Below are 14426 nucleotides of genomic sequence, written 5' to 3' on the forward strand. Positions count from 1 at the left end.
CAACCTTCGTTCCAGCCGACGTTAAATGCATATGCAAATCCGTCAAGCAGCCGATCACCATAGCTGGGGACGGCCATGACATTCTCTTGTTTGACAGGCGCCGGGACATCCCTTCCCCTGAGCCCTCTCCGAACGACCTGTTTCTTCTTCGTCCAGGAATCATCCGAATGAACGGTGCCGACCGCCTCTGCGACACGCTGCTCGTCAACGGCGTGGATGTCTGTTTCGCCAATCCCGGCACCTCCGAGATGCATTTTGTCGCGGCGCTCGACCGCAAGCCGCAGATGCGCTGCGTGCTCGGCCTGTTCGAGGGCGTGGTCACGGGCGCGGCCGACGGCTATGCCCGCATGGCCGACAAGCCGGCGGCGACGCTGCTGCATTGCGGGCCGGGCATGGCGAACGCGCTTGCCAACATGCACAATGCGAGGCGCGCCTGGACGCCGATGCTCAACATCGTCGGCGACCACGCGACCTATCATCTCCAGCACGACGCGCCGCTGACCAGCGACATTGAAAGCCTGGCGCGGCCGATGTCGCATTATGTCCATCGCATCACGACGCCTGAGGATGTCGGGCCGGCGATCGGTGAGGCCTATGCCGCCGCGATGTCGCTGCCCGGCGTCGCAACCGTGATCCTGCCGGGCGACTGCGCCTGGGGTAGCGTCGAGCCGGCCGAGGTGACTGCGACCCCGGTGCCTGCGTTCAAGGCCGTCGCGCCCGAGACCGTGCGCGAGGTTGCGGCTGCGCTGCGCCAGCATGGCGCGCGGGCTGCGCTGATGATGACCGGCTCGTCGCTGCGCGAGGGGCCGCTGGAGACGGCGGCGCGGATCTGCGCGGCGACCGGCTGCAAGATGTACGGGCAGATGTCGAACGGGCGCATCGAGCGCGGCGCCGGCCGCGTCGCCATCCCCAAGGTGTTCTACCCCATCGACATGGCGCTGGAGCAGTTGAAGGATATCGACCTGCTGGTGCTGGTCGGCGCGCAGATCCCGGTCGGCTTCTTCGCCTATCCCGGCAAACCCGGCCGGCTGATCCATGATGGCTGCATCGTCGCCGCGCTCGGCGTCATGGGCGACGATCTTGACGGCGCGCTCGCGGCACTCTCCGAGGAAACCGGCGCAACCAGGGTCGAGCCCGCCTTCATCGCCAGGTCGCAGAGCGAGACAGCGCTTCCGACCGGCGACCTCGACGCCGACAAGGTCTGCACCATCGTCGCGCGGCTCCTGCCGGAGAATGCGATCATCTGCGACGAGTCGGTCTCGTCGGGTCGGGTCTTCTACCAGCAATGCCACAACGCACCGCAGCACGACTATCTGCAGCTGACCGGCGGCGCGATCGGCGAAGGCATCCCGATGTGCGTCGGCGCCGCCGTGGCCTGCCCCGACCGCAAGGTCATCGGCATGCAGGCCGATGGCTCGGGCATGTACACGGTGCAAGGGCTGTGGACGCAGGCGCGCGAGAACCTCGACATCGTCACGGTGATCTTCGCCAACCGGACCTATGCGATCCTGCATGGCGAGATGCGCGCGGTGGGCGTCAATGATTTCGGTCGCAACGCCACGCTGATGCTCAACATCGACGAGCCGGCGCTGGACTGGGTCTCGATGGCGCACGGCATGGGCGTGGAAGCCGCGCGCGCCACGACCGCCGAGGAGTTCACCAGGCTGTTCAAGGGCGCGCTCGGACGCAAGGGGCCGTTTTTGATCGAGGCGGTGATTTGACCTCTTCCTTCTCCCCCGAGGGGAGAAGGAAGAGGGCGCTACTTAAACCCGCCCAAAAACGCATCCAGGCATTCGCCGATCGCCTCGATGGCGTAGCCGCCCTCCTGAACCACCAGCGTCGGCAGACCGAAGCCCTTCATCTTTTCAGCAATCGTGCCGAAATCGGCGGCGTCCAGCTTGAGGACGCCGATCGGGTCGTCCTTGTGGGCATCGTAGCCGAGTGCCACGATGACGACGTCGGCGCCGAACTCGCGGATCGCCTGCCCGGCCCGGTCGACGGCCGCCGCCATCTCGGCGCCGCCCGCGCCATGGGCCAGCGGCAGGTTGAGGTTGAAGCCTTCGCCCGGGCCGTTGCCGCGCTCGTCCTCATAGCCGGTGTAGAAGGGGTAGTAGTTCGACGGATCGGCGTGGACCGAGATCGTCAGCACGTCGTTGCGACGATAGAAGATCTGCTGCGTGCCGTCGCCGTGATGGGCATCGACATCGAGGACCGCGACCTTGGCGAATTTGGAGCGCAGGCGCTGGGCTGCGATCGCGGTGTTGTTGAGGTAGCAGAAGCCGGTGGCGCGGTCGGCGCGGGCATGGTGCCCTGAGGGACGGCAGAGCGAATAGACGGCCCTGTCGCCGGCGATGACGGCGTCGGCCGCGGTGATCGCGGTCTCGGCCGAGAGCAGCGTCGAGTGCCAGCAATGCTCGCCGATCGGCACCGACATGTCGCCGAGATACCAGCCGAGCTGGCCGATGAAGCCCGTCGGGCGGCAGGGCGGGCGGACATCCTCGTCGGGACGCCCGCTCCAATACGGGAAGGTGCTGGGCCAGACCTCGGGGCCGCGCTCGGCGGGGAGTTCCTGCCAGTTCGCCCAGGCGGTTTCGAGGAACTTCACAAAGCCGGCGTCATGGATCGCAAGGATCGGCGCGGTGCCGTGCGAGGCGGGCAGCTCCGGCGTGATGCCATGCTTTTCGAGCGCGCCGAGGAGGCGCGCCGTGCGCTCCGGCAGGTCCTTGGGCGCGACGACGGCGCCGAAGCGCAGATACTGCTTGGGATCGTGAAGCGACTGATCGGGATGATAGAAAGCGCGCATGCCGGCTTGGTGTCCTCTGATCGCGGAGGCGCCCCCATGCGCACCCGCCTCAGCGCAGGCTAGCGGCTCGCGGCCGATGCGTCAGCGCCAAAGAACGCCGCAGCGCCCTGTTCTCCATGCGCGATCAGGGCGGTGAATTCGCCCGCCAGCGCCGCGACATCGAAGCGGTTGGGACGGTACCAGTCGATCGAGCCGTTGAGCGCCCCGAGCAGGAACAGGCGCAGCGCATCGGGCGAACGCTCCGGCGAAAGCGTGCCCGAGGTCTGCAATTCGGCGATCAGCTCGCGCCAGACATCCTCATAGGCGCGCCGGACGCCGCGCACGCTCTCGGGCGTCGGCGTCTGGCCGAAGGTGAAGACCTTGATGCTGGCCGAGGTGTAGTCGCTGTTGCCGTGCAGCGCGGTGAGATGGGCGCCGATCGCGGCCTGCAGGCGGTCGCGCGGCGGCGCGGTTTCGGTGGCGGCAAGCGCCGCGACCACCGCCTCATGGACGAAGCGCACGCCGTCATTGACGACGGCCTCGACGATCTCCTCCTTCGAAGCGAAATGGTAGTAGAGGCTGGCCTTGCGGATGCCGACCGCCTCGGCGATCTCGCGGAGCGTCGTCTGGTGATAGCCGCCGGAGCGTAGCAGGCGCGCCGCGGTGTCGAGGATGAGGCGGCGGGAGCCACCTTCCACGTCCTTGGCGGCGCGCTCTGTTACGACCCTCACCGCACACACCTCGCGTCATTCTCGGGCGGAGCGACGCGCAGACCCGAGGATCTCTTGCCGGAGATGCTCGGGTCAAGCCCGAGCATGACGGTGAGGGAGGCGCGCACAAGCGTCACAGCCGCTTCGCGACCTCTTCCAGCATGACCTCGGTGGCGCCGCCGCCGATTGACTGGACGCGGGCATCGCGGGTCATGCGCTCGATCGTGCTTTCGCGCATGTAGCCCATGCCGCCATGGAACTGCAGGCAGGCATACATCACCTCGTTGACCAGTTCGCCGCAGAGCGCCTTGACCATCGAAACCTCGCGGGTGGCGTCGAACCCCTGCGCGTCGAGCCAGGCGGCGTGGTAGACGAGCTGGCGCCCCGCCTCGACCTTGGCGGCCAGCATGGCGAGCTTCTGGCGGATCGCCTGCTTGTCCCAGAGCGGCGCGCCAAAGGCCTTTCGGGTCTTCACATAATCGAGCGTCAGGTCGATCGCGGCCTGCGCCTCGCCGATCGCCATGGCGCCGATCACGGTGCGCTCGTTCTGGAAGTTGCTCATGATTGCGTAGAAGCCGCGCCCCTCCTGCCCGAGCAAGTTTTCGGCCGGGATGCGGCAATCCTCGAAGACAAGCTCGGCGGTGTCCGAGGAGCGCCAGCCATGCTTGTCGAGCGCGCGCGAAACCGTGAAGCCGGGCGTGCCCTTCTCGACCAGGAAGATCGAGACCGATTGCGAGGGTTTTGCCGCAAGGTCCGTCTTGGCCGCGACGCAGTAGAGATCGGCATGGACGCCGTTGGTGATGAACATCTTGGCACCGTTCAGCACATAGGAATCGCCCTCGCGCCGCGCCGTCGTGCGGATGCCCTTCACGTCGGAGCCGGCATCGGGCTCGGTCACCGCGACCGCGACGATTGTCTCGCCGGCGATGATCGCCGGCATCAGCCGGTCGCGCTGGGCTTGGCTGCCGGCATTGGCGATGTGGACCGATGCCATGTCGGTGTGGACCAGCGCCGTGATCGCGACGCCTGAGAAGGTTGAGCGACCAAGCTCTTCGGCGAAGACGACGGTTGCCATCGTATCCATTTCCGAGCCGCCATATTCGGCGGGGTAGCGGATGCCGAGAAAGCCGAGCGCTCCCATCTTGCGCAGCACCTCGCGCGGGACGAAGCCGGCCTCTTCCCAGGCCAGCGCATGCGGTTTGATCTCAGTTTCGACGAAACGGCGGATTTGGGTCCGCAGCGCTTCGTGCTCCTCGGTGAAATAGGGGGAGCGGCGCAGGGCTTCTCCCCCAAGTTTCTCCACAGCCGACATGGCGTTTCTCCTGCGCTTGACCTCGGCGGCCGGAACCGCCTACCTAACGGACGGTAGGTGAATGAGGCAGCGAGATCAAGTCCCTGCCTCCCACAGCCCTCATCCTGAGGAGCCGCGGAACGCGGCGTCTCGAAGGATGCTCCAGAAGGCTCCAGTGCGCGCTGGAGCATCCTTCGAGACGCAGCCTGCGGCTGCTCCTCAGGATGAGGGCTGAAAAGAAGACGCCGGCACAAGGGGAACCGCATGTCCGAGACCACCCAGACCGTTTCTGCGCCCCCTCCCCCGCTCTCCGCGATGATCGAGATGCTGCGCGAGCGCCACGCGCTCGTCGCGGCCGGCGGTGGCGACAGGATGCGGGCGCGCCACGAGTCGCGGGCCAAGATCATGGTGCGCGAGCGCATCGACCTGCTGCTCGATCCGCAGGCGCCTTTCCTCGAATTGTCGCCGCTCGCCGCCTGGGGGCTCTACGGCAACGAGGTGCCCGGCGCCGGCATCGTCACCGGCATCGGCATCGTGCAGGGCCGCGCTTGCATGCTGATCGCCAACGACGCGACGGTGAAGGGCGGCTCCTTCTTTGCCGAGACCGTGCGCAAGCATCTGCGGGCGCAGGAGATCGCGGAGGAGCATCGTCTGCCGTGCCTTTATCTGGTCGATTGCGGCGGCGCCTTCCTGTCGGAACAGGACCGGGTCTTTCCCGACCGCGACCATTTCGGCGGCTCCTTCTACAACCAGTGCCGGATGTCGGCGGCAGGCATTCCGCAGATTTCGATCGTCTTCGGGGCCGCGACCGCCGGCGGGGCCTATATTCCGGCGCTGTCGGACGAGGTCATCATGGTCAAGGGCACCGGCCGCATCCATCTTGGCGGCCCGCCGATCGTGAAGGCCGCGATCCACGAGATCGTCGATGGCGAGACGCTGGGCGGCGCGGAGATGCACACGCAGGTCTCGGGCGTCGCCGACCATCTCGCGGCAACCGAGATGGAGGGGCTGGCGAAGCTGCGCGAGATCGTCGGCTCGCTCGGCGAGACCGGCCTGCTCAGGCAGCCGCCGCATGCGCCCGCCCCGCCCCGCCTCGACCCGACGGAACTGATCGACCTCGTCCCGACCGATCTGCGCCGGCCCTATGATGTGCGCGAGGTGATCTCCCGGATCGTCGACGACAGCGCCTTCAACGCCTTTAAGCCCGATTACGGCGCGACGCTGGTAACAGGCTTCGCGCGCATCCACGGCCACCCCGTCGGGATCATCGCCAATAACGGCGTGCTGTTCTCGGAGTCGGCGGTGAAAGGTGCACATTTCATCGAGCTCTGCGACCAGCGCCAGATTCCGTTGCTGTTCCTGCAGAACATCACCGGCTTCATGGTCGGCACGCAGGCCGAGCGCGGCGGCATCGCCAAGCACTCGGCCAAGTTGGTCTATGCCGTCTCGAATGCGCGGGTGCCGAAATACACCGTGCTGATCGGCGGATCGTATGGCGCCGGCAATTACGGCATGTGCGGGCGGGGTTTCCGGCCGCGCTTCCTGTTCTCCTGGCCCAATGCCCGCATCGCGACGATGAGCCCGGAGGTCGCGGCCAATGTCGTCACCGAGTTGCGGCGGCAATCGCTTAAGGGCGCCGCGGATGAGGCCGCCATCGCCGAACTCGACGCCAGAACGCGGGCCCAGTTCGAGGAGCAGAGCGACCCCTACTACGCCACCGCGCGGCTCTGGGACGACGGCATCATCGAGCCCGGCCAGACCCGCGACGTGCTGGGGCTGTGCCTCGCGCTGGCAGCGGGCGAGCCGCGCGATACCAGCCCGCGGCCCGTGTACCGGATGTGATCACCACCATGTTCGACACCATCCTGATCGCCAATCGCGGCGAGATCGCCTGCCGCATCATCAAGACCTGCCGGACGCTCGGCATCCGTAGCGTCGCGGTCCATTCCGATGCCGACAGGGATGCGCTGCATGTGCGGCTGGCCGACAGCGCCGTGCGGATCGGCCCCTCCCCGGCGCGCGAAAGCTATCTGCGCGCCGACCGCATCATCGAAGCGGCGCTCGCCACCGGCGCGCAGGCGATTCATCCGGGCTACGGCTTCCTCTCCGAGCGGCTCGACCTGATCGCCGCCTGCGAGGCCAACGGCATCGTCTTCATCGGGCCCTCCACTGCCGCGATCGACGCGATGGGCGACAAAATCCGCTCCAAGCAGATCGCGCGGGACGCGGGCGTGCCCGGCGTCCCCGGCTATGACGGGGCCGACCAGTCGCCCGAGGTCCTGCGGACGGAGGCCCTGCGCATCGGTTTGCCAGTCATGGTCAAGGCCTCGGCGGGCGGTGGCGGCAAGGGCATCCGCAAGGTCGAGGACGAGGCCGAACTCGACGGCGCGATTCTGGCCGCAGCCCGCGAGGCGCAGGCCGCCTTCGGAGACGGGCGCCTGCTGATCGAGAAGTTCGTGACCCGGCCGCGCCATGTCGAGGTGCAGGTCGCGGGCGATCGGCACGGCAACCTCGTGCATCTGTTCGAGCGCGATTGCTCCGTGCAGCGCGCCAACCAGAAGCTGATCGAGGAAGCGCCGGCACCGAACCTGATGCCCGAGACGCGCGCCGCGCTGCATGACTACGCGCTGCGGCTGTCGCGCGCGATCTCCTACGACAATCTCGGCACGGTCGAGTTCCTGGTCGATGCGGAAAGCGAGGCGGTGTTTTTCCTCGAGATGAACACGCGGCTCCAGGTCGAGCATCCCGTCACGGAGGCGATCACGGGACTCGACCTCGTCGCATGGCAGATCAGGATCGCGGCGGGCGAGACGCTGCCGCTGCGCCAGGACCAGATCGCCTGCACCGGCCACGCCATCGAGGCGCGGCTGACGGCCGAACGCGCGGATGAAGGATTCCGGCCGGATACGGGCAGGATCGCGCTCTGGAGCGAGCCCGAGGGTCTGCGCGTCGACAGCGGCGTCGCGACCGGCGGCATCGTCTCGACGCATTATGATTCCTTGCTCGCCAAGGTCATCGCCCATGCCCCGGATCGTGCCGGCGCCGTGCGCAAGCTGGCGGAAGGGCTCGACCGGATGGTCGTGCTCGGGCCTGCGACGATCCGGCCGTTCCTGATCGATGCGCTGCGCCAGCCGGGCTTCGTCGAGGGCCGCGCGACGACGCTGTTCCTCAAGGAGCTTTGGCCCGAGGGCTGGCAGCCGGCGCGCGCGCATGACGATGAATTGCGGGACGTCGCCGCCGCGCTCTGGCTTGCCACCGGAGAAGCCGCCGGCACAGCACGCGGCGCGGGGCCATGGCGGTCCCTGACGGGTTTCCGGCTGCTGGCGCCGGCCGGTCGCCACGCCACGACCGACCTCTCGGTATCCATCGGCGACGATCGGGCGCGGCTGCGGGTCGAAAGCCGTGACGGCTTCCTGCGGATGCAGAGTATCGACGGGCCCTGCGACATCGCCTGCCGGCCCGGAGCAGCCGGCCAAAGCTGGATCGTCACGCGCGACGGCCTCGGCACGACGGCATATGCACTGCGCGACGGCGACGGCCTTCTGTTGCGCTATCGAGGTTTCGAGGGCCGGGTGGGCGTCGTGCTCGCGGTCGACGCAGAGGCTGCGACACGAACATCAGGCGGCGACAGCAGCGGCGTGCTGCGCGCAGCGATGCCGGGCACCGTCGCCGCGATCCACGTCACCGAGGGCGACGCGGTCGTGGCCGGGCAGATCCTCGTCGTGCTCGAATCCATGAAGCTGTTCATGGAGCTGAAGAGCCCGGCCGCCGGCACCGTCGCGCGGGTCGCGGTCAAGGCCGGCGCCACGGTCGCCGCCGGCGAGACGCTGATCGCGATCGAGGTTGCGGAGACGCCCGTCACTTAGCGCCCGGAACAGGCGTCGCCGCGAAGCCGCGACCAGCGATGCCCCGGGCTCAGCCCTTGGTCGGGAAGGTCAGCGGCGAGATCTCGAGATGGTCGCGCTTGGCCCAGTCGAGCCCCTGCACCTTCGGCTCGGCGCGGCGCTGCGCCTCCTCCAGATCGGCGGCAGCGGCAGCGTAGTCCATCGTCAGGACCTTGCCGTTGTCGACCACCGTGACGCCATCGACGATGACCGTCGTCACGGCGCGCTCGCCCGCCGCATAGATCAGGCTGCGGACGGGGTCGCGCAAGGGGCGCATCATCGGATGCGTCACGTCGACGATGACGATGTCGGCCTTGGCGCCCTTGGCGAGGCGGCCGATATCGTCGCGGCCAAGCGCCTTGGTGCTGCCGAGCGTCGCGGCGTTGAAGGCATCCGAGGTTCGGAGATCGTAGACGTCCTCCGCCATCATGCGCGAGCCGATGCAGACGGCGCGCAGTTCCTCCAGCATGTGGTGGGGATAGGTGTCGGTGCCGATGCCGACATTGACGCCGGCGGCGACATATTGCCCGAAGCTCTGCATCGCGATGCCGCGGCGCTGGAATACGATCGGGCAATGGGCGACGTTGGTGCCGGTCTCGACGAGACAGCCGAGATCGTCCGTCGCCGGCCATTTCACCGAGGAGTGATGGTCGAGGAAGATGCCGTGGCCGATGATCGAGAACGGCCCGAGCACATCGAGCGATTCCAGCCATTCGACCGGCGTCATGCCGTGGCGGCGGGTGATCTCGTGGAACTCGACGATGCTCTGGGCGGCATGGATCTGGAAGGGAAGCTTGCGCTTCTCGGCCTCCGCATAGCTCGCCTGGATCAGCTCGGCCGAGCAGGTGTCGATCTGCGAGGGCGAGACCATCCCGGAGAGCCGGCCGCTGTCGTCGGCCGCGACCTGGTCGAGCAGCGTCATGGCGGCCGCCATCGCGGCCTCGCCGGCCTTCTCGTCCCATTCATATTTCGCCAGATGGCCGTTGTCGGTGTACCAGCGCGCCGAGCGGTACATCGGCGAGAACACGGCGCGCAGTCCCGACGCCTTGAAGGTCTCGAACCAGCCATCCCAGGCGACGGACATGTCGACCAGCGTGGTGACGCCCGACATCAACAATTCCGAATAGGTCACCTGCGCGCAGGATTTGACTCCTTGGGCATCGCAGCGGAACAGCGGCATGAACTCGTAGAGCGAGGTGCCATACATCTTGGCGCTGCCGAGCTCGTCGTTCCAGCCCTTGGTCATCGCCTCCGATGAGGGATGGGAGTGGATGTTGACGAGGCCGGGCATGACCATCCTGCCGCGCCCGTCGATGGTCGCATCGGCCTTGCCCTTGAAGGGCCCACCGACATGGATCAGCCGGTCGCCGTCATAGGCGACGTCGCCATCGCGCAGATAGACATGGCCCTTCGCCCTGGCGTCATAGGCGACGATCCAGCTGGCGTTCGCAATGAGGGTGATCGGCATGGGCTGGGCTCCGGCAGGGCGAAACAAGGCGCCGGGGAAAAACGCGGCCGGACGGCGAGCGCCACCATGGTCGAACCATGGGGCAGTTGGCCATGAACTGGTTCTTCCCGGAACCAGTTCATGGCATCAAAGCTATGTCCCGGGCAATCGCACAAGCCCCGCCATGAAGCCTTGCGATGCCGCCCCGCACAGCTCAGAGACAGGCAGTTATCCAACCGATCGCGGAATGATCACTGGCTGCTCAACCGCGTCTCGACCCGGCGATTCTCGCCCGCCAGGGAGTTGGCCGCGATGGGCCGCGACTGCCCGAAGCCGCGCGCCAGCAGCCGGGAGGCTGCGATCCCTCTCTCGCCGAGATAATGCGCCACGGCATCCGCGCGTCGCTGGGAGAGATCGAGATTATAGGAGGGGCTGCCGGCTGCATCGGTATGCCCTTCGACGACGAACCGCGCCGCGCCGAGTTGCGGCGTCCTGAGTGCCTCGGCAAACTCATCGAGGTTGATTCTTGCGTCGGGCTCCAGCACGTCGGAATTATACCTGAACCGCACGACGAGATCGAAGGCGGCGACCGAGGCGGTCTTGACGGTCTGGCCAGCGCGGCTGCAGTCGGCCTCCGTCCCGATGCACATTGTGCGCGTCAGAGCGGGCTCCGGCATCGCCGGCTGGAAATGCCTGACGATGTCGTCGGATTTGTAGGTCTGCGCCTGCAGCGCACCGGCGCCGGGACCAAAGCTCAGAACGGCGAGCGCGGCGGCGGCACAGTAAGCGGATGGCATGCGCATGATCGTCCTCCGGGGCGAAATCTGGATCTTCTGTCCAGACGACGATGGACGATCAAAACGACTGCCGCTTCCCACGTTCGAATGACCCGCCGCATTTCGATGGAGCGCGGACATTCCAACCTTACAGCGGCGAGGAAAGGGGCGATCGACGCGGATCATCGCGCGACGGGCCATGGTCTGCAGCCCTTTCAGGACAGCTGAGGACGTCTCAGAATGCAGGAGTGGTGCCGCTTGAGGGATTCGAACCCCCGACCCCCTCATTACGAATGAGGTGCTCTACCAGCTGAGCTAAAGCGGCGACGGCTGGGGCTGTATCAGCACGGCCGATTCTTGGCAAGACGAAGAGCGGGTCGATGCGACCTACGATCCATGTTTGGCCCCGCTAATCCTTGCGCAGCTTTTCCGTCTCCGGCTTCTCCTGGCCGAGCGCGACGATGCCGCGGCGGATGGCGCGGGTGCGGGTGAAGTGCTTGTGCAGGGTCTCGCCGTCGCCGAAGCGGATCGCCCGCGTCAGCACCGCGAGGTCCTCGCTGAAGCGGCCGAGCATCTCCAGCACCGCATCCTTGTTGTGCAGGAAGACGTCGCGCCACATCGTCGGGTCGGAGGCCGCGATGCGGGTGAAGTCGCGGAAGCCGCCGGCCGAGAACTTGATCACCTCGGACTGCGTCACCGCCGCCAGATCCTCGGCCGTGCCGACGATGTTGTAGGCGATCAGATGCGGCAGGTGGCTGGTGACGGCGAGCACGAGGTCATGATGCGTCGCGGTCATGATTTCGACGATCGCGCCCATGCCCTCCCAGAACTGGCGGGTGCGGGCGATCGCGGTCTCGTCGGTGCCGTCCGGCGGCGTCAGGATGCACCAGCGATTGAGGAACAGGCTCGGGAAGCCGGCATCGGGGCCGGAGTTCTCGGTGCCAGCGACCGGATGGGCCGGGACGAAATGCACGCCGTCGGGCAGATGCGGCAAGACCGCCTCGACCACGGCGTTCTTGACCGAACCGACATCGGACAGGATCGCGCCCGGCTTCAGTGAGGACGCAATCTCGGCCGCGACCGTGCCGCAGGCGCCGACCGGCACGCAGAGCACGATGTGGTCAGCATGGCGCACGGCCTCGGCAGCGCTGTCCGCGACCTCATGGCCGAGACCAAGTTCACGCGCACGCTGGCGCACGGCCTCGTCGCGATCATAGAGAACGACGCGGCCGGCAAGGTTCAGATCCTTCGCCGCATGGGCGATGGAGGAACCGATCAGCCCGACGCCGATGACCGCGAGACGCGCGAAAAGCGGCTCCTCGCGGCGCGGGACGAAACTTTCCGGAACAGGCGCCATCATGCGGCCAGGAATTCGGCGAGCGCCGCCACGACGAGGCGGTTGGCTTCTTCCGCGCCGATGGTCATGCGCAGCGCGCCGGGCAGGCCATAGGAGCCGACGCCGCGCAGGATCAGCCCACGCTGCGTCAGGAAGGCGTCGGCCTCCTTCGCCGTCTTGCCCGGTGTCGTCGGGAAATGGATCAGGACGAAGTTGCCGACCGAGGGCGTGACGGTGAGGCCGAGCTTTTCCAGTTCGGCCGTGGTCCAGGCCAGCCACTTGTCGTTGTGCTCGTTGGCGGCCGCGACATGGGCCTCGTCGGCGATGGCGGCGGCACCGGCCTCGATCGCCGCGCCGTTGACGTTGAACGGGCCACGGATGCGCTCCAGCGCGTCGATGATGTGCGCGGGGCCGTACATCCAGCCGATGCGCAGATTGGCGAGGCCATAGATCTTCGAGAAGGTGCGCGTCATCACGACGTTCTCGCTCTCGGCGACCATCTCCAACCCCGACGCATAGTCGTTGCGGCGGACATATTCGGCATAGGCCGCATCCAGCACCAGCAGCACGTCGGCCGGCAGGCCGGCCTGCAGCCGCTTGACCTCGTCGAACGGGATGTAGGTGCCGGTCGGGTTGTTGGGGTTGGCGAGGAAGACGATCTTGGTGCGCGGCGTCACCGCGGCGAGGATGGCGTCGACATCGGCCTTGAAGCCGGTCTCCTTGACGACGACCGGCTTGCCGCCGGCGGCAAGGATCGCGATGCGATAGACAAGGAAGCCGTGCTCGGTGAAGACGCCCTCGTCACCGTCGCCGAGATAGGCCTTGGTGATGAGCTGAAGCAGTTCGTCCGAGCCGGTGCCACACAGGATGCGGCCGGCATCGAGGCCGTAGCGCCCGGCGATCGCCTCGCGCAGCTTGGTCGAGGACCCGTCAGGATAGAGCTCAAGCTTGCTGGCGATCCTGCCATAGGCCTCGACGGCCTTCGGGCTCGGGCCGAGCGGGGTCTCGTTGGAGGAGAGCTTGTGCAGCTTGACGCCGGCCGGAGCGGCCGACTTGCCGGGGACATAGGCCTCGATATCGAGGACGCCGGGACGGGGCATGGGGCGGGAGGCGATAGACATGGTGTTGCTCTCTCGGTTCTAGCAACCGCACCGTCATCCTGGGCGACCGAAGTTCGGCCCGGGATCCGTCGGAGGGCTTCGCACTCTACGATGGATCCCGGAGCGCCGCTGCGCGACGTCCAGGATGACGGTGGCGGTTCAGGAGGACATCAGAAGCGGTTCACGAACGGACGGATTTGAAGGCGAAGCGGGCGGCGTGGCTGCCGATCTCGGCGAAGTCGCTCAAGCCGGCGGGCTCCAGCGAGCGGCGGATCGTGGCCTGGTCGACCTCACCCGACGCCGCGACCAGCAGCGAGAGATGCGAGCCGTCGGCCGCCGATGCCGAGACCTCGGCAAGATGCTGGGCAAGGCCGGCGCGCAACGGCTCCGACCAGCGCTCGACGCGGGCGGCATAGAGCACGATCTCGCGCATGGCGGCGTCGGCCAGGGGCTTGGCGATGCAGTAGACCGGTGTGCCGGCGGGGTGGTCCGGGCGCTCGATAAAGGGCAGCCGCGCGATGATCTTGGGCGCGTCAGCGCCGATCAGGTCGCGCCACCAGATGCCGGCGCTGGCGCCCTGATCCATCCGGAAGATGCCGAGATCGCCGGCGGACTCCGCCACCGCGCGGATGACGGCGCGCGCATCCTCATGGGTGACGAAGGGCACGGTGAAGCCGAAATGGAAGCGGGCGGAATCGCGCATCGCCGCATCGCCGCCGGAGACATCGGCATGGACCGCGTAGTTCGCCTGCACATAGGTGAAGGTCGCGATGATGATGCGCCAGATGCCCTCGATGGTGTCGAGCGGCAGCAGGCCCTTATGGCGCAAGGCGAGGCGCTTCATCATGTCGGCCTCGCGGCCGGGGCGGAAGGCCGAGCCCGAGGCCTGCGTCTTCTTCACCGAGATCAGCGTCTCGATGATCGAGGAACGCTCCATCAGCAGCGCATGCATCTCCGCATCGATGCGGTCGATCTCGGCGCGCAGATCGGCAAGGGTCGTCGGAGCGGCTTCGGTCATGATGGCAGCGCGATTGCGAGGAAAAGCCCGAGGATTTGGGCTAGGCTCTTAGCGCTCCCTTCGCCCCTTGGCAAAGCCGCCG

11 protein-coding genes and 1 tRNA gene are annotated in these 14426 nt (G+C 67.3%); 3 read left to right on the plus strand and 9 right to left on the minus strand.

Features of this window, described 5'->3' with window-relative positions; translation table 11 throughout:
* The first annotated feature begins 167 nt into the window (after positions 1-167).
* Complete coding sequence (locus tag AC1DYU_RS10655; protein ID WP_476791585.1) at positions 168-1721, plus strand: acetolactate synthase large subunit; 1554 nt, start codon at positions 168-170, stop codon at positions 1719-1721.
* A gap of 38 nt (positions 1722-1759) precedes the next feature.
* Here the strand turns inward: AC1DYU_RS10655 and AC1DYU_RS10660 are convergent, their stop codons facing one another.
* From AC1DYU_RS10660 to AC1DYU_RS10670, 3 genes are all read right to left on the minus strand, one after another.
* The gene (locus AC1DYU_RS10660; protein ID WP_476791586.1) at positions 1760-2803 is read right to left on the minus strand and encodes a histone deacetylase family protein; all 1044 of its coding nucleotides are present in this window, start codon (positions 2801-2803) and stop codon (positions 1760-1762) included.
* Positions 2804-2862: 59 nt separating this feature from the next.
* Positions 2863-3513, minus strand: coding sequence for a TetR/AcrR family transcriptional regulator (locus AC1DYU_RS10665; protein WP_476791587.1), 651 nt, complete (start codon positions 3511-3513; stop codon positions 2863-2865).
* 112 nt (positions 3514-3625) lie between these two features.
* Entirely contained in the window at positions 3626-4804 is a 1179-nt protein-coding gene (locus AC1DYU_RS10670; protein ID WP_476791588.1) for an acyl-CoA dehydrogenase family protein, read from the minus strand.
* A 243-nt stretch (positions 4805-5047) separates the two neighbouring features.
* Here AC1DYU_RS10670 and AC1DYU_RS10675 point away from each other — a divergent pair, with 243 nt between their 5' ends.
* Both AC1DYU_RS10675 and AC1DYU_RS10680 read left to right on the plus strand, forming a co-directional pair.
* Positions 5048-6625 carry an acyl-CoA carboxylase subunit beta gene (locus tag AC1DYU_RS10675; RefSeq protein WP_476791589.1) on the plus strand — a complete coding sequence of 526 codons (1578 nt, stop codon included), beginning with the start codon at positions 5048-5050 and terminating at the stop codon, positions 6623-6625.
* A gap of 8 nt (positions 6626-6633) precedes the next feature.
* Complete coding sequence (locus tag AC1DYU_RS10680; RefSeq protein ID WP_476791590.1) at positions 6634-8649, plus strand: acetyl/propionyl/methylcrotonyl-CoA carboxylase subunit alpha; 2016 nt, start codon at positions 6634-6636, stop codon at positions 8647-8649.
* Between the two features lie 49 nt (positions 8650-8698).
* Here the strand turns inward: AC1DYU_RS10680 and AC1DYU_RS10685 are convergent, their stop codons facing one another.
* The 6 genes from AC1DYU_RS10685 to AC1DYU_RS10710 all read right to left on the minus strand — a co-directional run bounded on the left by AC1DYU_RS10685 (position 8699) and on the right by AC1DYU_RS10710 (position 14344).
* Positions 8699-10135 carry an amidohydrolase family protein gene (locus tag AC1DYU_RS10685; protein ID WP_476791591.1) on the minus strand — a complete coding sequence of 479 codons (1437 nt, stop codon included), beginning with the start codon at positions 10133-10135 and terminating at the stop codon, positions 8699-8701.
* Positions 10136-10365: 230 nt separating this feature from the next.
* On the minus strand, positions 10366-10917 hold the full coding sequence (locus tag AC1DYU_RS10690) for an OmpA family protein (RefSeq protein ID WP_476791592.1): 552 nt from the start codon (positions 10915-10917) through the stop codon (positions 10366-10368).
* 222 nt (positions 10918-11139) lie between these two features.
* Positions 11140-11215, minus strand: a tRNA-Thr gene (locus tag AC1DYU_RS10695).
* An 84-nt stretch (positions 11216-11299) separates the two neighbouring features.
* The gene (locus AC1DYU_RS10700) at positions 11300-12250 is read right to left on the minus strand and encodes a prephenate/arogenate dehydrogenase family protein (protein ID WP_476791593.1); all 951 of its coding nucleotides are present in this window, start codon (positions 12248-12250) and stop codon (positions 11300-11302) included.
* A complete protein-coding gene (gene hisC, locus AC1DYU_RS10705) occupies positions 12247-13347 on the minus strand; it encodes a histidinol-phosphate transaminase (protein WP_476791594.1) in 1101 nt (366 codons plus the stop codon). The genes AC1DYU_RS10700 and hisC overlap by 4 nt, the downstream gene beginning before the upstream one ends.
* 160 nt (positions 13348-13507) lie before the next feature.
* Entirely contained in the window at positions 13508-14344 is an 837-nt protein-coding gene (locus AC1DYU_RS10710; RefSeq protein ID WP_476791595.1) for a chorismate mutase, read from the minus strand.
* Positions 14345-14426 lie beyond the last annotated feature (82 nt).

It is taken from the genome of Allobosea sp. P2_B12, assembly GCF_056404835.1.

Excerpts from the sequence above, each read along its gene's own strand:
- AC1DYU_RS10655 (WP_476791585.1), top strand. The coding sequence starts at position 168 with ATGAACGGTGCCGACCGCCTCTGCGACACGCTGCTCGTCAACGGCGTG.
- AC1DYU_RS10660 (WP_476791586.1), bottom strand. The coding sequence starts at position 2,803 with ATGCGCGCTTTCTATCATCCCGATCAGTCGCTTCACGATCCCAAGCAG.
- AC1DYU_RS10670 (WP_476791588.1), bottom strand. The coding sequence starts at position 4,804 with ATGTCGGCTGTGGAGAAACTTGGGGGAGAAGCCCTGCGCCGCTCCCCC.
- AC1DYU_RS10675 (WP_476791589.1), top strand. The coding sequence starts at position 5,048 with ATGTCCGAGACCACCCAGACCGTTTCTGCGCCCCCTCCCCCGCTCTCC.
- AC1DYU_RS10680 (WP_476791590.1), top strand. The coding sequence starts at position 6,634 with ATGTTCGACACCATCCTGATCGCCAATCGCGGCGAGATCGCCTGCCGC.
- AC1DYU_RS10685 (WP_476791591.1), bottom strand. The coding sequence starts at position 10,135 with ATGCCGATCACCCTCATTGCGAACGCCAGCTGGATCGTCGCCTATGAC.
- AC1DYU_RS10690 (WP_476791592.1), bottom strand. The coding sequence starts at position 10,917 with ATGCGCATGCCATCCGCTTACTGTGCCGCCGCCGCGCTCGCCGTTCTG.
- AC1DYU_RS10700 (WP_476791593.1), bottom strand. The coding sequence starts at position 12,250 with ATGATGGCGCCTGTTCCGGAAAGTTTCGTCCCGCGCCGCGAGGAGCCG.
- hisC (WP_476791594.1), bottom strand. The coding sequence starts at position 13,347 with ATGTCTATCGCCTCCCGCCCCATGCCCCGTCCCGGCGTCCTCGATATC.
- AC1DYU_RS10710 (WP_476791595.1), bottom strand. The coding sequence starts at position 14,344 with ATGACCGAAGCCGCTCCGACGACCCTTGCCGATCTGCGCGCCGAGATC.